Raw genomic sequence first — 22,811 nt, 5'->3', positions numbered from 1 at the left:
GTTATGCCGTAATAACACTTATCTTACTGAGTAGAACGATCTCCACTAGGGGCATAATCCGAAAACACCTAATATGAAAAGTGCCCACCAATAATGAGTTTAAGATAACTTATTGAGTTGCGCGATAATTTCATCAATTGGCTGAGTCGCATCAATAATATGGTGAGCTGTTGCTCGGTAAATAGGTTCCCGTTGCTGCATAACCTCTTCAATTTCTTCGACTAAAGATTTACCTGTTAAGCTTGGGCGTTGTTCAGCCTGCGGTTCAGCGGCAAGTCGTTTAGCAAGAACATCAGGTTTAGCATTTAAATAGATAACAGTACCATTATCTCGCATTACCTGTTGATTTTCCTCAGCAAGAATAATTCCGCCCCCTGTAGAAACAATCACATCATCTTGTACAATTGATTTTAATATTTCACTTTCTAACTGGCGAAAATAATTCCAACCATGTTGCTCTACGATTTCTGCAATACTTTTTCCTGATTTTTCAAGTATTAACTTATCTGTATCAACAAATTGGTATCCCTTAGATTCGGCAAATAATTTCCCAATTGTTGTTTTACCTGAACCTCTTGGACCGATAATGTAAAACATTAATTTCCATCCCATCATCATGAATACTAATAAAATTTAGCTATTCATTTGCTTATAAATGCTGCCAAACACAGCAAACCATAAAAAAGAAAGCCACACTTCACTTGTGTGGCTTTATAACTTTCTTTCACTTCTATGGGCGATTTAAAAAATCGCCATAACCAATCCATTTGTAGGTTGTTAACGCATCCAGCCCCATAGGACCTCGCGAGTGCAATTTTTGCGTGCTCACTGCAACTTCCGCACCTAGGCCAAACTGCCCACCGTCTGTAAAGCGCGTACTCGCATTCACATAAACAGCAGCTGAATCAACACACTGCACAAAGTAATCGGCTTGGCTAATCGACTCTGTCAAAATAGCATCCGAGTGTGCAGTGCCATAATGGCGAATATGGTCGATAGCCGCGTCCACATCAGCAACAATTTCCACATTTAAATCCAAAGATAGCCACTCATCGACTAAGTTTTCGGGTTTAACATCAACCACTTTTGCAGGGCCTTGTTGTAAAAATGGCATCGCTTGCTCGCTCGCGTGCAGAGTCACTTGTTGCTCGGCCATTTTTTTGCTGAGTAATGGCAGGAATTCAGCGGCGATATTCTTGTGGACGAGCAATGTTTCAAGTGAATTGCAAGCGCTTGGACGCTGCACTTTTGCATTAATAATCACGTTGATCGCTTTGTCAAAATTGACAGACTCATCGACAAAAGTATGGCACACACCAATTCCGCCAGTGATCACGGGAATGGTTGATTGTTCACGGCATAGCTTGTGTAACCCTGCACCACCTCGCGGAATTAACATATCTACGTAACGATCTAATTTCAGTAATTGAGCCACTAACTCGCGATCAGGGTTATTAATTGCTTGTACTGCTTCTGCTGGTAACCCACTATTTTTCAAGGCTTTTTGAATAACACTAACAACTGCCAGATTCGTATTGTGGGTTTCTTTGCCCCCACGCATAATCGCCGCGTTGCCAGTTTTTAGGCATAAAGAAGCCACATCGACAGTGACATTAGGGCGTGCTTCGTAGATAACACCAACCACACCCAATGGCACGCGTCGGCGCTGGAGATCCAAGCCACTATCAAGTTTGCTACCATCAATGACTTGGCCTACAGGGTCTGCAAGTTGGCACACTTTACGCACATCATCAGCGATATTTTTTAAGCGTTCAGGCGTTAACAACAAGCGGTCTTGCAGCGCTTCAGTCATGCCACTCGCCCTTGCTTGCTCCATATCCTTTTCGTTTGCAGCCAAAATAATGGCACTTTCTTGCTCTAATAAATCCGCAATTTGCTGTAGTGCAGCATTTTTTTGTTTGGTGCTTAGCTGAGCTAATTGCCATGATGCAGCCCTTGCTGCTTTACCCATTGTTTCTAACATAATTAACTCACTATCATATCATCGCGATGAACAGCCACAGAGCCGTGTTCATAGCCAAGTATCTTGTTTATGTCTTGAGAATGTTGACCTGCAATCATTCGAAGTGCATCACTGTTATAATGAGTGACACCATGTGCAAGGTCTTTACCTGCCATGTTGCGGATTCGGATCACTGCGCCACGAGAGAAATCCCCCTCGATTTTCTTAATGCCTTTTGGCAATAATGAGCTACCTTTTTCCATAATCGCCAGTTGAGCACCATCATCAATGTACACATCACCCGCAGCTGGCGCACCGAAAATCCAGCGCTTACGGTTTTCCATTGGGTTTTTCTGCCCGTAAAAACGGGTTCCCACTGGGATATTTTCGATGACCGCGTTAATGACATCGGGTTTATTGCCTGCGGCAATCACCACATCAATACCCGCACGACCTGCAACATCCGCAGCTTGTAGCTTAGTGGCCATTCCGCCCGTTCCTAAGCCACTGACACTACCACCCGCCATTTCCCTGAGTTCATCATTGATACCATACACTTCGGGGATTAATTTTGCATCTGGGTTGCTGCGGGGATCTGCATCATACAAACCCTCAATATCTGTCAACAAGAGCAGTTTGTCTGCATCCCCGAGAATGGCGGCAAGTGCCGATAGGTTGTCATTATCACCCACTTTTATTTCCGCAGTTGCAACCGCATCATTTTCATTAATGACAGGAATAATGCCGTTATCAAGCAATGCTTGTAAGGTATCTCGCGCATTTAAAAAGCGTTCTCTGTCTTCCAAATCCGCACGGGTCAGTAACATTTGCCCAATGTGAATGCCATAAATGGAGAATAATCTTTCCCACAATTGAATCAAACGACTTTGACCGACCGCCGCGAGCAACTGTTTAGATGCAATGGTAGCCGGCAGTTCGGGGTAATTTAAGTGCTCGCGACCTGCGGCAATTGCCCCAGATGTCACGATAATAATACGGTGCCCTTTTTCATATTGCTGCGCACATTGTCTAACCAACTCAACAATATGAGCTTGGTTTAAACGGCGCGAGCCCCCTGTAAGTACACTGGTGCCTAACTTAACGACCAGCGTCTGGCTATTTTTCATCATTTTTCTGCCATTAGGATTAATAAAACAAAAGTAGGTATCATTTTTATCAGGAGAAGCGCGTTATGCCAACAGGCATAACGCAAAATTCAACAAAAGTTGGTTTAAAACAAATTTATGCGCTTAATTCCAGTTTTAATTCTGACATTAGCGGTGAAGGGAAGAGGCTTAACTCAAGGTCAGATAATTGCTTAGCGAGGTTTTGATGAAAAGAGATCAAATTCTTTTCAACAGCCTCGGTGGTTGCACCGTCTTTTAATGCTTTAACCTGCCAACTACCATGCCCATTGTATAGCCCTAAATGATAGGTAAACTCAAAGCCTGTATCAGTAGCAACTAGCTTTAACCACCACCCCCAAAATTCACGTTTCTCAGGCACTATGTTGGCATTCACACACACAACCAAGCTATCAAATATGTAGCAACCCTTTAAGCATTGTTTTTCTCTTAAATACGGACCTATCGCTGCAAATTTCTTTAAATATTTTCCATTTGTGTAATCAGTCGGTAAAGCCATGTTAAGGATCTCCTTCTTGGGAAGATCCCTTTTTAACAAATGGGAAAAAATAAGCAAGTTATTAAATTATTTTAAAGTATTTTTGCTTTTAACCAATTCGTTGTTTCACTTAACGCTTTCTCAAAATTGGCGAACACTGGATGGCTTGGTAACATAATGGCATCCGTATCCATAGAAGAACGTTTAATCAGATCCGCTTCCGCTTTTGGGCTATAAATATCGTCTTTCAAGCTGACAGCTAACATAGGAACCTTACTTCTCCTGCCTAAAAGCCCCTGATTTTTCAAAGAATAACAACTAAGTTCGTGGCGTAATGCAGATCCATCAACTTGGTAAATCCCCAGACGACTGGCGAACACATCCAAAACCATCCGAGGAATATCTCGTTGATATTTCTCTTCGTGCAATAAACTGTGCACAATTGGACCTATCACAGCGACCCCTTTGATTTTCTCAGGGCACATATAAGCTAATCTTAACGCTATGTTTGCGCCAAAACGCATTCCAACTATGCCAAAGCGTGTATGGTCAATCCATGCAATATCATCAATTTGGCGAACAATTTGCTCATGTAACGTGGTGGTTTCTTGGGTGAGCTTGTATTTGTTCGAATAACCAATAGATGGCATATCCAGCGTGAGCATAGCAATCCCCAATGGCTCAAGGTAATCACGGAAATAGCGACAAAAATCAATTTGTAAGCTATCTAACATACCGCAAATCATTACCGTTGGATAAGGGCCTTGCCCCTGAGAGGGAATATGCAAAAAGCCGCAAACCTCTTTACCGCCATCCACTTTGAAAGGAATTTTCTTTAAACGGTATTGAGAAAATTTAGCGGCGCTATCATAGGCTTTATTCGCAAGAAGAATAGCTTGATCTGCAAGTTCATCACCTTTGATAAACGGGTAAGCGGCTATGCTATATAAATTTGCTGCGTGCAGCCACGCATTACCCGCATCAACCCCCTTCTCGAACTCTAAGGCTTTTTGTTGCCAATGCATCGCTTGTTGAGACCATTCAAAACACCAATTGCCTGAACGATTACCGATGACAGTATCGAGTTGGTTCTCATTACTCCGTGGCGCATTCGAAATCGCAATACGGCTAAGCACATCTTCTATTTCTAATGCGTCAATTCCACGCCAAATCCACATCAAGCGGTTAATCATGCGATACCAGCCCGCATGGTGAGAACCACTCAGCACACTGTGCTCTTTGAGCTGAGGCAGTGTTTGGGCGGAATATGAGACCAGTGTCGATGTTTCAACCTGTCTGATTTTAGGCTTAAAGAGTTTTTCGGATAAATTTTGCTGAGTCATCCCAATTACCTGTATACCGTCGCTGAATGGAACCAAAAAATAAGGGGAATGCACATAATGCACTCCCCAAATTATATCGTGTTTGACTCAAAAATTTTAGGTATTAATGTGTTCTAGCAATCAATAAAATCCATAAGGCTTTATAATTACAGTGTTTTTACCTAACTTTAAGTGACAAACAGATTTATTTATCTTGTTCACACAGAGGCTTAACAAAGACAACGCCCATATCCCAAGGCTGCTCAATCCAAGTATCTTGAGGGATATCAACCACATAGTCATCAACTAATGGACGACCAGCTGGTTTTGCGAAGATAGTCACAAAGTGTGCTTTTGGATACATATCACGAATAGCTTGTGCAGTACCGCCAGTATCAACTAAATCATCAATGACGATAAAGCCTTCACCATCGCCTTCAGCGCGCTTGATAACAGTTAATTCGCGTTGGTTATCATGGTCATAGCTAGAGATACAAACGGTGTCAACGTGACGAATTCCCAGTTCACGTGCAAGAAGTGCACCAGGGACAAGTCCACCACGGCTAACCGCGATAATACCGGTCCATTGTTCTACTGGTAATAAACGTTGTGCGAGTTTACGGGCATGTATTTGCAACATATCCCACGTTACGACATATTTTTCGCTCATATAATTCGGGTCCCGACTGCTGAGTAAATCTGAAATGTGTCTTGCGGAAAAAAGGTTGCGCGAGATTATAGTGATTCGGCGCGCTAAAAACCAGTAAAAAGCATCATTCGCCATCAATTATTATCATTTACACTGTCCATTATTCAAAAGAAAGTGTTATCCTGAGTTTATAAAAGAGGCGGCCTTTAATTCGAAACTTCAGGCTGTTAGGTCATAATTACAGCAATGTTCCTTTTAAAAATCGAAGCTGAAACTCGCGTTGACTGTCAATCGGCTGCTGTCTAGATGATTCAGGGATTTTCCCTAAATAGTTCAAGTTATAGCTAGGCGGCAAATGAACAAATCCAAGGAGCATACATCAGTATGTGACGTAGGTTTGTGAGTGCAGACAACAACGCTATAGCTTGAAATATAACGGGAAAATCATAGGAGATACACGTGTCTGACTTAGCCAAACTATCCCCCCAACCACTGTGGGACATCTTCGCTACCATCTGCTCCATTCCACATCCTTCATATCATGAAGAAGCTTTAGCGGCACATATCGTTGATTGGTCAAAACAAAAAGGCTTCCACGTTGAGCGTGATGAAGTCGGCAACATTTTGATCCGTAAACCTGCAACTGCGGGCTACGAAAACCGTAAAGCCGTGGTGTTACAAGCCCACTTAGACATGGTTCCGCAAAAAAATAATGATACGGTGCATGACTTTAAAGTTGACCCAATCCGCCCGTATGTAAATGGCGAATGGGTGACTGCTGAAGGAACCACATTAGGCGCAGATAACGGTATTGGTTTAGCTTCTGCACTGGCAGTTTTAGCTGATGACAGCGTTGAGCACGGCCCAATGGAAGTGCTGTTAACCATGACCGAAGAAGCGGGTATGGAAGGTGCGTTTGGCTTAAAAGCAGGCTGGTTACAAGCGGATATCTTAATCAACACCGACTCCGAGGAAGAAGGCGAAATCTACATGGGTTGCGCTGGTGGTGTTGATTTCACAACCACTTTTGACCTAACTCGCGAAGCATTACCAGAAGGTTATCAAACCTTTACCTTGACCTTAAAAGGTTTAAAAGGTGGCCACTCAGGTGGTGATGTTCATTTAGGTTTAGGTAATGCAAACAAACTGTTAGCACGTTTTCTTGCAGGCCACGCAGAAGATCTCAGCCTAAAACTATTAGAGTTTAAAGGCGGTACCGTACGTAATGCGATTCCACGTGAAGCACATGCCATTATTTCTGTTCCAGCCGATAAAGTTGCTGATCTGACTGCATTAAGAACACGCTACGAAAGCATTCTGAAAAATGAGTTAGCTGCTGTTGAACCTAACTTAGTGCTGTTGTTAGATGAAACACAAAGCGACTTAAAAGCGCTGTCTGATGACTGCCAACAACGCTTTGTTTTCTTCTTAAATGCGGCACCAAATGGCGTTATCCGTATGAGTGATGTCGCAAAAGGTGTCGTGGAAACCTCACTAAATGAAGGTGTCGTACGTATGACGGAAGATAAAGCAGAGGTCATCTTCCTCGTTCGTTCACTCATCGATAGCGGTAAAAATTATGTCGTTAACATGCTGACTTCTGTTAGTAAATTAGCGAAAGCCCAATATCGTGCAGAAGGTAGCTACCCAGGTTGGCAGCCAGATGCAGACTCTGCAGTGATGCATTTGGTGAGTGAAACCTACAATAAGTTATTTGGTAAGATCCCAAATGTTATGGTGATCCACGCAGGCCTTGAGTGCGGTTTATTCAAAAAGCCATATCCAGATATGGATATGGTGTCTATTGGGCCAACCATCCGTGGTGCTCACTCACCAGATGAACGCGTTCATATCGCCAGTGTTGGTGAGTATTGGAAACTGTTAACTGCGGTGTTAAAAGCGATCCCAGTTAAAGGCTAATCCACTGATATTGAATAGAATGCTCATCCTTTTGATGAGCATTTTTTTAAAGTTCAAGCAATAACTGCCGCTCTAATTGCGGGCTTTGTAGCATGACATGTAACCCCACCAACCTCACCCCTCGCTTTAACCGGCGATTTTCCCAAACCTGCTGTGCGAGTTGTACTAAATCTTGTTTATTTAAAATGGGATACACATGCTCTTGCGTTGTTTGCTGAAAGTCATCAAACTTGAATTTCACCCCTTGGCGGGCGATACGCAAATCGGGTTTTACTTTTGCTAAACGTAACTGCAATTCTTCATACAACTTATCTAACAACAAAAGGCAATCATCCCATTGATGAATGTCTTCGGCTAATGTCCGTTCAACCCCCACGGATTTTCTCAACCTATCAGGGTTTACAGCACGCTCATCAATAGCATGACAACGTTCCCAGAGAGCTTGGCCAAATTTACCCATATTCTTGATTAACGTAACAACATCAAATTGCTGCACGTCAGCGCAGGTATTTAGCCCCATATCCGCCAATTTTTGAGCCGTCACTTTGCCGACTCCGGGGATCTTTTTTAATGGTAATGTGAGGACGAATTGATCCATATTTTGTGGCGTGATAACAAACTGACCATTAGGTTTATTCATATCCGAAGCGATTTTCGCTAAAAACTTGATAGGTGCGATCCCCGCTGATGCAGTTAACTGCAATTCATCAAAAATTTGCTGACGAATAGCTTCTGCAATCAAAGTTGCAGAGCCATGCAACTGCGTACAATCCGTCACATCTAAATACGCTTCATCAAGGGAAAGAGGTTCGATTAAATCGGTATAGCGCGCAAAAATCTTGCGAATATGAATAGAGGTTTCTTTATACAGTGCCATATGCCCTGGGACGACTTTTAGGTGCGGGCAAAGCCTCAAGGCAATAGCCGTCGACATCGCGCTGTGTACGCCATAGCGGCGCGCTTCATAGTTGGCTGTACTGATAACTCCCCGACGATCCGCACTTCCACCAACCGCAATAGGGACATTGCGTAGGCTTGGGTCATCGCGCATTTCTATCGCCGCATAAAAGCAGTCCATATCAATATGAATAATTTTACGCACGGGTTCACTCATAAAAAAACCAATCAACTGATTAAATATACAGTATTTTTATTAGCCATGCAATTACGAGGAAGTACGATATCAAGCTCATTTTAATCTCTTCTAACTCTCTGTTAATAAAAACCAATTCATTTTATTGTCATATTTAACTGCCACACTTTATGGGTAAAAATAAATAAAGTTAGTCTTAAAAAGAGTCCTAATGGATTACAGATTAATAAAAAAGTAATACAACAGACTGGCTTATTTCCCTCACAACTCGTTAAAAATTATTTTATGGACAATACTCATGGCAATGATATCCGCATTAAAATTTAACCCGTTAGCGATCATTGGGTTGCTACTTCTGATCACTCAAAACTCATTTGCATTCACCACTCAAATGGCTTCACCTCAAATTGTTGCGCACCGCGCTGGTACGGCAGATGCACCTGAAAATACGATTTATGCTATTGATCTTGCAAAGAAAAACAAAGCGGATGCCATTTGGTTAACCGTCCAGCTCAGCCAAGATAATCAATTAGTGTTATATCGCCCAAGTGATCTTGATTCTCTAACAGATAAAAAAGGCCCTGTTTCGGCCTATTCCGCAGAGCAACTTAGCCATATCAATGCTGCATACCAATTTAATCAAAAAAACAACCAACAATTACCCGCTGCAACCACCACAATTAGCACACTAGAAGCCATATTAAAAAAGTATCCAGACACCACCTTTTATATTGACTTAAAATCCCCTGACGCCAACCCAGCCACTCAAGCCAAAGCTACTCTAGCCTTATTGGAAAAAACAAAAGCATTCAATCAAGTACGCTTTTACTCTACCAATACCGATTTCTTAACCGCGCTAAATCAGCTATCCCCTAAAATTCAGACCTTTGAAAGCCGTGATGAAACTCGTACCATTTTGGCAAATAGCATTATGAACCATCAATGTTCAGTTCCAGACACAAAACCAATCAATAAAACGGATAAGCCAGCTTCTCGTTGGTATGGTTTTGAGCTACATCGTAAAGTTGAAGTTGTTGAAAAATATACGCTAGGTGAGGCACGCTCCCCTGCAACGCTTTCATGGGATAAATCAGCGATAGAGTGCTTTAAACGTGATGGTGACGCTTATATCATTGTTTTTGGTGTAAATAACCAAAGCGATTACCAGTTGGCGAAAGAGATAGGGGCTGATGCAGTAATGGTGGATTCACCGAAGGCTTTTAATAAATAATGCCTAAAAATAAACCTTAACTGTTAAAACAACAGTTAAGGTTATGCAAAATAAAAATTCGCTTTAGATTATACGGTTCTTTTCTAACAGTTTTTTCCGAGCTTCATCACGTGCCATACGTTTTTTACGTGCATCGCAAGGTTCAGGGCAATCACATACTTTTTCAACGCCAATACTACTTAAACCGCCACAGCTACCTTGGATACTCTTACGTTTAATAATATAGCCCAACGACATTCCCAAAAAAGCCAGTAAAAACAGTGCAAAAGTTGCAATAAAAATATTTAGCATACCTTTAGCCTCCCAAAGTTACTGTTTCTTCGTTAAAAAGGGTTCGAATGCCTTAGTATAACGCTCTTCAAAACCTTTATCTGTCTTAACTATCATAAAAACAGGCACATTCATTTTTTCAGCAAGTGCTAAACCGGCTTCTGGCCCTAAGACATTTAGCCCTGTGGATAAGCCATCGGCACTCATGCAATTTTCAGCAAGCACAGTGATAGAGACTAAGTTATGAGTAATTGGGCGGCCTGTTTTTGGGTCAATCGTGTGAGAAAAACGAACACCATCTTGCTCAAAATAATTACGATAATCACCTGATGTTGCTATTGAGCGATCACCTGGCTCAATAATTTCCTGTGCGGTTTGGCTCACTCCATCCGTTGATGGTTTCTCAATGGCAATGCGCCATGGTGCTTCTTTGCCATTTTTACCTTTCGTACGCACTTCGCCACCAATATCGACCATATAGTCATTGATGCCTTGTGACTCGAGATACTCGGCTACAACATCTACACCATAACCTTTAGCAATAGAAGACAGGTCAACATATAGCTCTGGTATGGTTTTAACCAGGTTATTATCTTGAACTGAAAGCTTTTCGATTCCTACCCATGCACGGCGTTTAGCAAGTTCTTCATCTGAAGGTGCTTTCGTCACGCGGCCTTCTGGGCCAAACCCCCATAAATTAACTAATGGCCCAACCGTCACATCTAAAGAGCCATCTGTTAGTTTATTAATCTCAATCGCTTTTTTCACTACTTTCGCGGTTGCAGCCGACACTGGGAAAGGCGTATTCACTTCCTTGAATTGATTAAAACGACTTAATTCAGAGTCTGGGCGATAGGTAGACATTTGGTCATTCACTTCTTCCAAACGCTTATCAATTTCGGCTTGAACTGCTTCAGGTTTTGGTTCTGAAGAGTCAGTGACATATTTAACAGAGTAATACGTCCCCATCGTCTGCCCTTGCAGATTTTGTTGCTCTGGCCCACCACAAGCCGTCAGAAACAGCGCAGCAACAAACAGTAAGATTGGGGTATAAATTCTTTTGTTCAGCATTATTTTCTCCGCGTCAATCATGAGCGCGTATTGTTAGTTTCGCTCAGACTATTAACACACTTTACATCGTCACCCATGCAGAGAATGTTCAAGTCAAAATATCTCTTAAGCTATTAATAACCAATTAAATAATTAGCAATTAACAGTATCAACATAAATGATAAAGAGGGAAGCATTTTCCCTCTTTATTTGATTACTCTCCGCACTTTACTTGGTAAGTACGATAAATCCAATAAAATTACTTAACCACCGAAATCATCCAGTAAGATATTTTCATCTTCAACACCCAAATCTTTCAGCATTTTGATCACTGCTGCATTCATCATTGGCGGTCCACACATATAGAACTCACAATCTTCAGGTGCAGGATGGTCTTTCAAATAATTTTCATACAGAACATTATGAATAAAGCCTGTGTAACCGTTCCAGTTATCTTCTGGTAATGGGTCTGAAAGCGCCACATTCCAAGTAAAGTTTTCATGCTCTGCAGCCAGCTCGTCAAAGTCTTCTGTGTAGAACATTTCGCGAACAGAACGCGCACCATACCAGAAACTGATTTTGCGTTTTGAGTCTAAACGGCGTAATTGGTCGAAAATGTGTGAACGCATCGGCGCCATACCTGCACCACCACCAATAAAGACCATTTCAGCTTCTGTTTCTTTCGCAAAAAACTCACCGAATGGACCTGAGATTGTCACCTTATCACCTGGCTTTAATGACCAAATATAAGAAGACATAATTCCCGGTGGAACGTCAGGGTTGCGCGGCGGAGGCGTCGCAATACGTACGTTCAACATAATAATACCGTGCTCTTCAGGGTAGTTAGCCATTGAATATGCACGCACCGTTGGCTCTTTAACTTCAGAAACATAACGGAACAAATTAAACTTATCCCAGTCTTCACGATATTCTTCAGGAACATCGAAATCTTCATATTTTACAACATGTTCTGGGCATTCAATTTGAATATAACCACCCGCACGGAAAGGAACGACCTCTCCTGCTGGAATTTTCAGTTTTAATTCTTTAATGAAAGTGGCTTTATTATCGTTAGAGATAACTTCACACTCCCATTTTTTCACGCCAAAAATTTCTTCTGGAAGCTCAATTTTAAGGTCTTGCTTCACATTCACTTGGCAGGCTAAACGGCAGCCTTCTTTAGCTTCACGTTTATTTATGTGCGAAAGTTCGGTCGGTAAAATATCCCCACCACCGTCTTTGATTTTCACACGGCACTGACCACATGAACCACCACCACCGCAAGCTGATGAGACAAAAATACCTTGGCTAGATAACATACCTAATAATTTGTCGCCCGCAGGGGCTTCAAAGCTTTTATCTGGGTCGCCATTAACTTCAACTTTGATGTTCCCCGTATTGACTAACTTGGATTTGGCAAACAGAATTAAACCTGTCAGCACCAAGACAATCAGGGTAAACATCACTACACCTAGAATAATAATTTCCATGAATTCTTCTCGCCTTTATAGCTGCACACCGGAGAAGGACATAAAGCCCAATGCCATCAAGCCGGTCGTCACAAAGGTGATACCTAACCCTTTTAGACCCGCGGGGATATCTGAGTATTTCATCTTCTCACGGATAGCAGCCATCAATACGATAGCAAGCATCCAGCCGATCCCTGAACCGAAGCCATAAATAACGGATTCGCTAAAGTTATAATCGCGCTGAGCCATGAAAGATACGCCACCAAAAATTGCACAGTTAACGGTAATCAATGGCAAGAAGATACCTAACGCGTTATACAACGATGGAAAATAACGATCCAAAATCATTTCGAGGATCTGAACCAACGCCGCTATCACACCAATAAAGGTAATAAAATTCAGGAAGGATAAATCCACCCCTTCGGCTATCGCCCCATCACGCAGCACTAGGTTGTACACCAAGTTATTCGCAGGAACAGAAATTCCGAGGACAACAGTGACCGCAATCCCTAAACCAAACGCCGTTTTAACGTTCTTCGATACGGCAAGGAATGTACACATTCCCAAGAAGAAGGCTAATGCCATATTTTCAATAAAAATGGATTTAACAAATAGGCTTATATAATGTTCCATTTGATTAATCCTTCTCTATTTGAGCCGGTTTCAGGGTACGTAAGCCCCAAATCAGCATACCGATAATAAAGAATGCGCTTGGTGCCAGTAAGAACAGGCCATTTGGCATATACCAGCCACCGTTTTGCAGTGACTCAAATACTGTGATGCCAAACAGTTTACCGGAGCCGAAAAGCTCACGCAGGAAACCGACTAAAACAAGGATCACTCCGTAACCAAGGCCATTACCAATACCATCCATAAAACTTTCAATTGGTGGCGCTTTCATGGCATAAGCCTCTGCGCGCCCCATCACGATACAGTTAGTAATGATTAAGCCAACAAAGACAGAAAGCTGCTTTGATATCTCATAGGCATAAGCCCGCAGAATTTGGTCCACCACGATAACCAATGAGGCAATGATGGCCATTTGTACGATAATACGCACACTGCTTGGAATATAGTTTCGAATCAATGAGATAAAAAAGTTAGAGAATGCAGTAACCAGTGTCACTGCAATGGTCATCACCAACGCGGTTTCTAACTTAGTCGTGACCGCCAATGCAGAACACACACCCAAAACCTGTAAAGCAATCGGGTTATTATCAAATAGCGGCCCAAGAAGGACGCGTTTTACTTCTTTTGAATCAGCCATTATTCAGCGCTCCTTCACGTACTTTTTTCAGGAACGGACCAAAGCCGTTGTCACCTAACCAGAAATCAAACATATGTTGAATACCGTTTGATGTCAGGGTCGCACCCGAAAGACCATCAATACCGTAAGGGCTATCGGTTGCACCAGTACGCATGATTTTAATTGCTGGAATACCTTGTTCATTAAACAGTTTTTTACCCGGCCATTGTGCTTTCCACTGCGGGTTATCTACTTCACCACCCAGACCGGGTGTTTCCCCGTGTGCGTAGTAAGTGATACCACGAGATGTCACACCGTCAACATCAACAGCGATAAAGGCGTACATCACTGACCACAACCCTGAGCCATAAACGGGTAAAATGATTTGTGAAACTTTACCTGCATCATCTTTTACCAAGTAGATTTCAGCACTATTCGCACGGCGGCGAATTTTCGCGATGTCTTCCTGTGGCGAAAGCGCAATACTACTTTCATCACTACGTAGTTCATCATTTAGAACAAAACGCCCTGTGCTATCTGATAACTCGTTAGTTTTGAAGTTTAAAAGTTTTGGCTCAATACGTTCTGCATAGACTTTTTGAACTTCATCTGCGCTCATTTTAGGCGTAGAAAGCCCTGCAACACTTAAAATGTTACGTTGGGTATCTAACTGAATTTGTTCCTGTTGCTGTGGTTTTAAACCAACCGCAGCCCCAGCGACAATGATTGAACACACGAGGCACAGAATAAACACAACAAGGAATGTTCTGCCGACGCCATCGTTATTGATTGGTTTTTCATTAGCCACGAGCTTTTCTCCGCTTAATATTTGCTTGAACGACCAGATAGTCAAACAGAGGAGCAAACAGGTTGGCGAACAGGATAGCTAGCATCATCCCTTCTGGGTAAGCTGGGTTAACCACCCTGATAAGAACACACATTACGCCGATCAGAATACCGTAAGCCCATTTACCTTTATCCGTAAACGAAGCTGAAACAGGGTCTGTCGCCATAAAAATCATACCGAATGCAAAGCCACCTAATACCATATGCCACCACCATGGCATTGCAAACAGCGGGTTAGTGTCTGAACCGATAAGATTAAACACATAAGACATTGCGATCATGCCCAGCATCACACCGGCCACAATACGCCATGATGCAATGCGGAAGAACATAATCAACGCACCACCGATAAACAGCATCAATGTCGATACTTCACCGATAGAGCCAGGCATGTTTCCTAAAAATGCTTGCATCCATGTAATAGGCTCGCCGCTAACGGTATTCATTAGTGCGTGCTCGCCACCCGTTGCCCACTGAGACAAAGGCGTTGCACCAGAGAAACCATCCGCCGCAGTCCAGACTAAGTCACCCGAGATTTGTGCTGGGTAAGCAAAGAATAAAAATGCACGACCTGCTAATGCTGGGTTTAAGAAGTTACGCCCTGTTCCCCCAAAGATTTCCTTCGCAACAACCACACCAAAGGTAATCCCAAGTGCTGCCTGCCATAATGGAATCGTTGGCGGAACAATCAATGCAAACAAAATGGAGGTAATAAAGAAGCCTTCATTGATTTCATGGCCGCGGATCATGGCAAATAACACTTCCCAGAACCCACCAACTAAGAAAACAACAGCATAAATAGGAAGGAAATACACTGCACCAAGCAGCATTTTACTTCCCCATCCTGCATCCATTGACAGTGATGCGCCTAAAAACTGCGCTAAGCTATAATGCCAATCACTTGCAATAATTTGCTGTAATTCAACGCCGCTATAGAGCTGATGCAATGCAGGGATCGCTTGGTTTCCTACATTATACATCCCCCAGAACATCGCAGGGAAAACAGCGAGCCACACCAAGATCATCATACGTTTAAGATCGATAGTATCTCGAACGTGAGAGCGGCCTTTAGTGACTGTACCCGGCGTGTAGAAAACAGTCGAAACGGCTTCATACAGCGCATAATATTTCGCTAACTTTCCACCGGGCTCAAAATGGTGCTCATATTTTTCAAATAAATGTTTCAGACCCATGGAATTACCCTTCTAGCTCTATCTTGGACAGCACATCACGCAGCACAGGACCGTATTCATACTTCGCTGGACAAACGTAGGTACATAAACCTAAATCTTCTTCATCCAGCTCTAAACAGCCTAGCTCTTGTGATGTATCAGTATCCCCCGCAAGGAGATCGCGCAATAAATGCGTGATCATGATGTCCAGCGGCATAACACGTTCATAGTTACCAATCGGTACCATTGAACGCTCACCACCGTTCATCGTCGTCGTAAAGTTAAAGCGTTTATTTTTCAGGAAATGCCCAATCGTTGTGCGGGTAATGGTGAATTTATTTACCCCAGGCATAATCCATCCAAATAACTCTTTTTCACGACCTTCTGCGAGAACAGAAACTTGGTTATGAAAACGACCAAGATAGTGATGGGCTTCATCACAGGTAACACCCCAAAGTACAGACCCTGAAATAATGCGGTTTTCACCTGATTTGAGTTGCCCTTTGGTCAATTCATATAAGTCAGCCCCAAGGCGGGTACGCAGTAAACGTGGTTTTTCAACTTGTGGACCCGCTAAGGAAATCACACGGTCAGTGTATAAGTGACCCGTAACAAATAGCTTTCCAATAGCGATAACATCTTGGTAATTCAGGCTCCACACTTTTTTCTTGATACTCACAGGTTCTAAGAAATGAATGTGAGTACCAGCTAACCCCGCTGGGTGTGGCCCGCTAAATTGGGTATAGGTGATTTGGGCTTGGCTGTTAACCTTCGGTAAATCTCCCTCTCCATGGCATACATGGATTTTACCTTCCGTTAAGCGGCTAAGAACCAATAAACCATCATTAAATGCTTGCGCATTTTCGCAAATGATTCCAATAGGATCAGCAGCTAATGGGCTGGTATCCATTGCAGTCACAAAAATAGCAATCGGCGAAGAACCCGGTTGTGGAGAACGGCTAAATGGACGCGTTCTTAAAGAGGTCCACATACCTGATTTAATTAGGTTATCTTCGACTTGTTCACGCGTTAATACGGGGAGCTCATCACGCGAATATGCAGCAAAAGTGACTTGCTCATCACCTTCGATTTCAATAACAACAGACTGCAATACACGACGCTCACCACGATGAATAGCAACAATTTTTCCGCAGGCAGGGCTCGTAAATACGACCCCAGGGTTCTTTTTGTCTTCAAAGAGAACCTGTCCTTTTATTACACTCTCACCTTCTTTAACCAGCATCGAAGGACGCATTCCGACATATTCCTCACCTAGCAGTGCTACGTGTTGAATTTTCGGGCCGTCTTCTATCACTTGGGCTGGCTCACCTGCGATGGGAAGGTTGAGGCCTTTTTTAATTTTAATCATAAGATCTGCACAAGTTTATCAGTTAAACCCTAAGCTAACGATTCAGCAATGAATGATAGCGACTCAGTCATAAAAACTACTCAAGTCACTTTCGTGACTTGAGCGAGTATTCTCACAAAATTGTTACTAAATTCTTGTCTTCTGCCAGTCGTAATTTTATCAGTTTCAGCTCACGCTGTCCGTCTAGAGAAGTGACATAGTTCAAGCAAATTGCATTATTATTTAATTTTTTCCATTAACAATTCGGTATTAACGAACATTAGACTCATGTTTATCGATGACTGTTTATTATTTAAACAATAAAGATTCATTTAAAAACTATTAACAACCTATATTAATTTTTAAACAGCTCGTCTAAAATGTGTAAAACATGTGTTATTTTTAATCAATATCACCTTCAATATTTGGCTTAAGCATGAAAACAAGTAAATTAATTTGTGTCGTATCCCCATTTGTACTCATGTATACATCGGTTACTCAGGCAGATAACGCTTCATTTTTGTTAAAGAATGAATCACGAGCGAATCTTGACTCATCGATATTTATACAAATATTTAAACAAGAAGGTGTACTTGAACTCTACCAAAAAACACCATCAGGCAAATATACCTTGTCGAAAACCTATCCAATTTGTAAGTTTTCTGGTGGGTTAGGACCAAAGAAAATAGAGGGTGATCTTAAAAGTCCTGAGGGTTTCTATCAAATTACGACGGAGCAGCTCAACCCTAATAGTCGGTATTACCGATCTATCAATATTGGTTTCCCTAATGAGTTTGATAAAGCCCAAGGGTACAGCGGAAGTTACCTGATGATCCACGGCAGTTGTGTGTCAGTGGGTTGTTATGCGATGACGGATAAATACATGGGCGAAATCTACCAAACAGTAGAAACCGCATTGCTAAATGGCCAATCAACAATTAGCGTGAATATCTATCCGTTTAAAATGACGAAAGAAAATATGCTGCGCTATCAAAATTCAAGCCATTATACGTTTTGGAAGCAGCTACAGCCCGCTTATGAATATTTCAACCAAACAGGAAGGCTTGCACACGTTTCGGTAAACTCAGGAAAATATGCTGTCATGGGCTTACCGGATACCCCAACAAAACTGTTGGGGATGAAATCACAGTATGCGCTGACCAAGGTGGAATAACACAAAGTTGCCTGGCTCAATCTTTTGCCAGTCTTCATTGCCAGTCAAAGGTTGAGTTGCAATCACAGAGACAATATCTGTTGGTGTAGTGCACTGTGCAAAATCAATTTCAATATCCTGATCGAGCAACTTTGCCATACCAAATGGTGCTTTACGCGTGATCCAATGTAATTTCGTTGAGCTAAACGCCATCAAGTATTGCCCATCAGATAGCAACATATTGAAGACACCTTTGCGACGCAGTTGCTCTGCTAAACTAGCAATAAAACGAAAAACACTTTTCCAGTTCGATGGTTTTCGTGGGTATTTTTCACTTAATTGCTGCAAAATCCAACAAAATGCCCATTCACTATCGGTTTCCCCAATCGGCCAATAACGCCCTGTATCAAGGGAACGGTATCCTTTAAGCTGCCCATTGTGTGCATAAGTCCAATTACGCCCCCAAAGCTCTCTGGTAAAGGGGTGAGTATTCACTAACGACACATCCCCGCGATTGGCTTGGCGAATATGTGCCACAATGCTTTCAGACTTGATAGGGTATTCCTGCACGAAACGCGCAACAGGAGAGGTAAAGCTCGGTTGTGGATCTTTAAATGTGCGACACCCGAGACCTTCGTAGAACGTAATTCCCCAGCCATCTTTGTGTGGGCCTGTTTGCCCTCCACGAGAAATTAACCCACTCAAACTAAAGGTAATATCAGTTGGAACATTGGCACTCATGCCAAGTAACTCGCACATTTTAAAGCTCCTACAACGACTAAATCGTTACTTCACCATCTCTTTTTCAATTAATTGAATAAGGATATGGATAACTTTGATATGGATCTCTTGAATACGGTCTGCATAACCAAAATGAGGGACACGAATTTCAATATCCGCAGTACCTGCCATTTTCCCGCCATCTTTTCCTGTTAATGTGATGACTTTCATACCTTTTTCACGAGCAGCAGCAATGGCTTTGATAATATTTCCTGAGTTACCTGACGTTGAAATTCCCAGTAACACATCACCTTTCATACCAACTGCTTCAATAAAACGAGAAAAAACAAACTCATAACCGAAGTCATTGCTCACGCAGGATAAATGGCTAACATCTGAAATCGCAATTGCAGGATAGCCGGGGCGATTTTCACGATAACGGCCTGTGAGTTCCTCCGCAAAATGCATTGCATCACAGTGTGAACCACCGTTACCACAAGATAATACCTTACCGCCTGCTTTAAAAGAGTCCGCTAATAACACCGCCGCTTGTTGAATAGCTTCAATATTCGCTTCGTCACTTAAGAAATTCGATAACGTCTCAGCCGCTTCAGTCAATTCACCACGGATTAGATCTTGGTACATGAGGTTTCCCCTTAATTAAGAATACGTTATTGAGAATATAGCCAACTTACATCCAAAATAATTCACATAAAACAGACCACTTCGTGGCACAAATTTAGATGGATATCAGTCATTAAGCTTTAATACTCAGATTGTTACACAGGGGACGCTTTGTTTCTACTTTTGATTGTGCGGTCTTGAACCCGTCGACAAAAATAACGTTTAGTTATACTTAATAACCTTATTTTCTTTAATGGCGATTATTTTAATTTCAACTTTCCCAGCCATTATTTGGTGTTTTTGTGAACTGAGTTGTAATTAAGATGTAAATATATTGCTAATCCTTTATTACTAGGTATAGATTGAGACAACAAACAGGTCAGACCTCTTACAAGTCGACAGGAGCTTCACTATGATCCTTCTTAGCATTGTTTTATTTCTCGCCTTAATCGGCGTACTCTGTTATCACAGAACTTCCCTTGTACTTAGTACAGCGCTGCTATTAGCCTATACTGCCGTCATGGGTGTGTTAAATATTTGGAGTTACTGGATATTGCTGCCAGTGGCTCTAGTCTTATTTCCTTTTGTTTTCTCTCCTGTACGCCAATCCTTTTTCTCTGCGCGTGCCATGAAAATGTTCCAAAAAGTCATGCCACCGATGTCGAGAACTGAAAAAGAGGCTATCGACGCAGGAACCACATGGTGGGAAGGTGACCTTTTCCGTGGTGCACCAGACTGGAACAAACTGCATAACTACCCAAAACCACAGTTAACCGCAGAAGAACAAGCATTTATTGATGGCCCAGTAGAAACCGTGTGCGGCATGGTGAATGACTTTGAAGTTAGTCATGAACTTGCCGATTTAACACCTGAAGTCTGGCAATACCTGCGTGATCACCGCTTCTTCGCTATGATCATCAAAAAAGAATATGGCGGACTCGAGTTTTCAGCTTATGCTCAATCCCAAGTATTACAAAAACTTGCAGGTGTATCAGGCATTTTAGCTATCACAGTCGGGGTTCCTAATTCATTAGGTCCAGGTGAATTACTGCAACATTATGGTACTGATGAGCAAAAACAACGTTATTTACCGGGTCTAGCAACAGGTGAAGAAATTCCATGCTTTGCTTTAACCAGCCCTGAAGCAGGTTCCGATGCAGGTGCGATTCCCGATTCAGGCGTTGTCTGTATGGGTGAATGGCAAGGTGAGCAAGTATTAGGTATGCGCTTATCATGGAATAAACGCTACATTACCTTAGCACCGATTGCGACTGTACTCGGCCTTGCGTTTAAATTGTCAGATCCAGACAAATTATTAGGTGGTGAGAAAAACCTCGGCATCACCTGCGCATTAATCCCAACCAACACGCCGGGCGTCGAAATTGGTCACCGTCATTTCCCACTGAATATTCCATTTATGAATGGCCCGACTCGCGGAAAAGACATTTTTGTTCCTATCGATTACATCATTGGTGGGCCAAAAATGGCCGGGCAAGGCTGGAGAATGTTAGTGGAATGTCTATCTGTTGGGCGTGGTATCACCTTACCATCGAACTCAACAGGTAGCTTAAAAAGTATCGCTATCGCGACTGGCGCTTACTCTTATATTCGCCGCCAATTCAAATTACCGATAGGTAAAATGGAAGGTATCGAAGAACCCTTAGCACGCATTGCAGGTAATACTTACTTGATGGATGCCGCTGCAACCTTAATCACCTCGGGTATTATGTTAGGCGAAAAGCCCGCAGTCCTTTCGGCTATCGTTAAGTACCACTGCACCCACCGTGGCCAACGCGCCATTATTGATGCAATGGATATCACGGGTGGTAAAGGCATTTGCTTAGGGGACTCAAACTTTGTTGCGCGGGCTTACCAAGGTGCCCCGATCGCAATCACCGTTGAAGGCGCAAATATCCTCACACGCAGCATGATTATCTTTGGTCAAGGTGCAATCCGTTGCCATCCTTTCGTCTTAGAAGAGATGGCGGCGGCGCAAGATAACAACCTGCACAAATTTGATAAAGCTGTGTTTGGTCACATTGGTCATGTCATTAGTAACCAATTCCGTAGCTTCTGGTTAGGTTTAACTAACGGTCGTGGTAGTCATGCACCAACGAAAGATGAAACACGCCGCTATTATCAAATGTTAAATCGTCAAAGTGCCAACTTAGCCTTGTTATCCGATGTCGCAATGGGCGTATTAGGCGGTAGCTTAAAACGTCGTGAACGTATTTCAGCTCGCTTAGGGGATATCCTCAGCAACCTGTATCTTGCATCTGCAACCTTGAAACGCTATGAAGATGAAGGTCGCCAAAAAGCAGATTTACCACTGGTAAAATGGGCTGTTGAAGATTGTTTATATCAGTCTGAAAAAGCGATTGATGATCTGCTGAAAAACTTCCCGAACAAAATGGTGGCAGCGATTATGCGAGTAACCTTGTTCCCTACAGGCCGTGCGATGTCCATGCCATCAGACAAACTTGACCATAAATTGGCACAGCTGTTGATGGAACCATCAGAAACCCGTGACAGATTAGGCCGTGGCCAATACTTAACGCCAACGGAAAACAACCCTCATGGGTTAGTGAACCAAGCGTTATATGACATCATTGCTGCTGAGCCTATTTTCGAACGCATCTGCCGTCTGAAAGAACGTAAACTGAGCTTCACCCGTTTAGACAAACTGGCAGATCAAATGCTGCCTGAAAATGTCATCACGCAAGAAGAAGCCGATATTCTACGTAAAGCAGAAGCAAGCCGGTTACGTACAATTAATGTCGATGAGTTTGAATTTGATGACTTAGGAGTGCTTCCGTCAAAAAAGTCCCCTGATGAACCGTCAAACGAAGACGCAAGCAAGAAAAAGAAAGCCGCTTAGTTTATAAATAAGTAATAAAGCTCAAGGAGCAACCTACTCCTTGAGCTTTTTGTTATTACTATTAATAGAACAAACTACACCGAAAACTTAACTTGAAAATATAAACAAAGAAAAAAAGAGTATTAACCTCATATTTAAATTATTCCAAAAATATCAATTAATCAGTAGTGGCTCCCTTATATTCACATGCGAAAAAATATTGTAAATCACCCAAAAGAGTAGTTTTTGCTTTCT

Annotated in this window: 21 protein-coding genes; 4 read left to right on the top strand and 17 right to left on the bottom strand. The window is 42.4% G+C overall.

What is annotated here, in order from left to right; translation table 11 throughout:
• Nucleotides 1–99 precede the first annotated feature (99 nt).
• The 6 genes from aroL to gpt all read right to left on the bottom strand — a co-directional run bounded on the left by aroL (nt 100) and on the right by gpt (nt 5,578).
• Nucleotides 100–597, bottom strand: a complete 498-nt coding sequence (gene aroL, locus AC4IFT_RS18175) for a shikimate kinase AroL (RefSeq protein WP_490732033.1) — start codon at nt 595–597, stop codon at nt 100–102.
• A 133-nt stretch (nt 598–730) separates the two neighbouring features.
• Complete coding sequence (proA, locus tag AC4IFT_RS18170) at nt 731–1,984, bottom strand: glutamate-5-semialdehyde dehydrogenase (RefSeq protein ID WP_490732031.1); 1,254 nt, start codon at nt 1,982–1,984, stop codon at nt 731–733.
• 2 nt (nt 1,985–1,986) lie between these two features.
• A complete protein-coding gene (proB, locus tag AC4IFT_RS18165; RefSeq protein WP_206084765.1) occupies nt 1,987–3,090 on the bottom strand; it encodes a glutamate 5-kinase in 1,104 nt (367 codons plus the stop codon).
• A gap of 115 nt (nt 3,091–3,205) precedes the next feature.
• The gene (gene crl / locus AC4IFT_RS18160) at nt 3,206–3,607 is read right to left on the bottom strand and encodes a sigma factor-binding protein Crl (protein WP_490732029.1); all 402 of its coding nucleotides are present in this window, start codon (nt 3,605–3,607) and stop codon (nt 3,206–3,208) included.
• A gap of 71 nt (nt 3,608–3,678) precedes the next feature.
• A complete protein-coding gene (frsA, locus tag AC4IFT_RS18155; RefSeq protein WP_490752183.1) occupies nt 3,679–4,929 on the bottom strand; it encodes an esterase FrsA in 1,251 nt (416 codons plus the stop codon).
• A 184-nt stretch (nt 4,930–5,113) separates the two neighbouring features.
• Nucleotides 5,114–5,578 carry a xanthine phosphoribosyltransferase gene (gene gpt / locus AC4IFT_RS18150; RefSeq protein ID WP_206084762.1) on the bottom strand — a complete coding sequence of 155 codons (465 nt, stop codon included), beginning with the start codon at nt 5,576–5,578 and terminating at the stop codon, nt 5,114–5,116.
• A gap of 438 nt (nt 5,579–6,016) precedes the next feature.
• On the opposite strand from gpt, the gene pepD reads away from it, so the two are divergent.
• Nucleotides 6,017–7,477 (top strand): beta-Ala-His dipeptidase, encoded by a 1,461-nt coding sequence (gene pepD / locus AC4IFT_RS18145; RefSeq protein ID WP_490752181.1) that lies wholly within the window; start codon nt 6,017–6,019, stop codon nt 7,475–7,477.
• Nucleotides 7,478–7,523: 46 nt separating this feature from the next.
• Here the strand turns inward: pepD and dinB are convergent, their stop codons facing one another.
• Nucleotides 7,524–8,579 (bottom strand): DNA polymerase IV, encoded by a 1,056-nt coding sequence (gene dinB / locus AC4IFT_RS18140; protein WP_490752187.1) that lies wholly within the window; start codon nt 8,577–8,579, stop codon nt 7,524–7,526.
• A 289-nt stretch (nt 8,580–8,868) separates the two neighbouring features.
• On the opposite strand from dinB, the gene AC4IFT_RS18135 reads away from it, so the two are divergent.
• Nucleotides 8,869–9,801, top strand: a complete 933-nt coding sequence (locus tag AC4IFT_RS18135; protein ID WP_490732022.1) for a glycerophosphodiester phosphodiesterase family protein — start codon at nt 8,869–8,871, stop codon at nt 9,799–9,801.
• 63 nt (nt 9,802–9,864) lie between these two features.
• On the opposite strand, the gene nqrM is transcribed toward AC4IFT_RS18135, so the two are convergent.
• The 8 genes from nqrM to AC4IFT_RS18095 form a co-directional block, all read right to left on the bottom strand.
• Complete coding sequence (nqrM, locus tag AC4IFT_RS18130; protein WP_273803277.1) at nt 9,865–10,092, bottom strand: (Na+)-NQR maturation NqrM; 228 nt, start codon at nt 10,090–10,092, stop codon at nt 9,865–9,867.
• A gap of 18 nt (nt 10,093–10,110) precedes the next feature.
• Complete coding sequence (locus AC4IFT_RS18125; RefSeq protein WP_490752179.1) at nt 10,111–11,142, bottom strand: FAD:protein FMN transferase; 1,032 nt, start codon at nt 11,140–11,142, stop codon at nt 10,111–10,113.
• A 242-nt stretch (nt 11,143–11,384) separates the two neighbouring features.
• Nucleotides 11,385–12,611: an NADH:ubiquinone reductase (Na(+)-transporting) subunit F gene (gene nqrF / locus AC4IFT_RS18120; RefSeq protein ID WP_219245934.1), complete on the bottom strand. Its 1,227-nt coding sequence runs from the start codon at nt 12,609–12,611 to the stop codon at nt 11,385–11,387.
• A gap of 15 nt (nt 12,612–12,626) precedes the next feature.
• Nucleotides 12,627–13,223, bottom strand: coding sequence for an NADH:ubiquinone reductase (Na(+)-transporting) subunit E (gene nqrE, locus AC4IFT_RS18115; RefSeq protein ID WP_490732014.1), 597 nt, complete (start codon nt 13,221–13,223; stop codon nt 12,627–12,629).
• Nucleotides 13,224–13,227: 4 nt separating this feature from the next.
• Complete coding sequence (locus AC4IFT_RS18110) at nt 13,228–13,857, bottom strand: NADH:ubiquinone reductase (Na(+)-transporting) subunit D (RefSeq protein ID WP_006657395.1); 630 nt, start codon at nt 13,855–13,857, stop codon at nt 13,228–13,230.
• Nucleotides 13,850–14,644: a Na(+)-translocating NADH-quinone reductase subunit C gene (locus tag AC4IFT_RS18105; protein ID WP_490732012.1), complete on the bottom strand. Its 795-nt coding sequence runs from the start codon at nt 14,642–14,644 to the stop codon at nt 13,850–13,852. Before AC4IFT_RS18105 ends, AC4IFT_RS18110 begins: the two co-directional genes overlap by 8 nt.
• Nucleotides 14,637–15,875: an NADH:ubiquinone reductase (Na(+)-transporting) subunit B gene (locus AC4IFT_RS18100; protein ID WP_206084751.1), complete on the bottom strand. Its 1,239-nt coding sequence runs from the start codon at nt 15,873–15,875 to the stop codon at nt 14,637–14,639. Before AC4IFT_RS18100 ends, AC4IFT_RS18105 begins: the two co-directional genes overlap by 8 nt.
• Before the next feature lie 4 nt (nt 15,876–15,879).
• Nucleotides 15,880–17,223, bottom strand: coding sequence for a Na(+)-translocating NADH-quinone reductase subunit A (locus AC4IFT_RS18095; protein WP_490752176.1), 1,344 nt, complete (start codon nt 17,221–17,223; stop codon nt 15,880–15,882).
• Nucleotides 17,224–17,638: 415 nt separating this feature from the next.
• Between AC4IFT_RS18095 and AC4IFT_RS18090 the strand changes: the two genes are divergently transcribed.
• Nucleotides 17,639–18,376, top strand: a complete 738-nt coding sequence (locus tag AC4IFT_RS18090) for a L,D-transpeptidase family protein (protein ID WP_490732008.1) — start codon at nt 17,639–17,641, stop codon at nt 18,374–18,376.
• Here AC4IFT_RS18090 and AC4IFT_RS18085 read toward each other — a convergent pair.
• Nucleotides 18,347–19,114, bottom strand: coding sequence for a class II glutamine amidotransferase (locus AC4IFT_RS18085; protein WP_490732006.1), 768 nt, complete (start codon nt 19,112–19,114; stop codon nt 18,347–18,349). The two genes, AC4IFT_RS18090 and AC4IFT_RS18085, sit on opposite strands and share 30 nt — an antisense overlap.
• A gap of 27 nt (nt 19,115–19,141) precedes the next feature.
• Nucleotides 19,142–19,720: a D-sedoheptulose 7-phosphate isomerase gene (gene lpcA, locus AC4IFT_RS18080; RefSeq protein ID WP_273803273.1), complete on the bottom strand. Its 579-nt coding sequence runs from the start codon at nt 19,718–19,720 to the stop codon at nt 19,142–19,144.
• Nucleotides 19,721–20,111: 391 nt separating this feature from the next.
• Between lpcA and fadE the strand changes: the two genes are divergently transcribed.
• The gene (fadE, locus tag AC4IFT_RS18075) at nt 20,112–22,577 is read left to right on the top strand and encodes an acyl-CoA dehydrogenase FadE (RefSeq protein ID WP_490752175.1); all 2,466 of its coding nucleotides are present in this window, start codon (nt 20,112–20,114) and stop codon (nt 22,575–22,577) included.
• Nucleotides 22,578–22,811 lie beyond the last annotated feature (234 nt).

The organism is Providencia sp. UF-183, from assembly GCF_058246155.1.
This window is presented reverse-complemented; position numbering and strand designations above follow the sequence as displayed.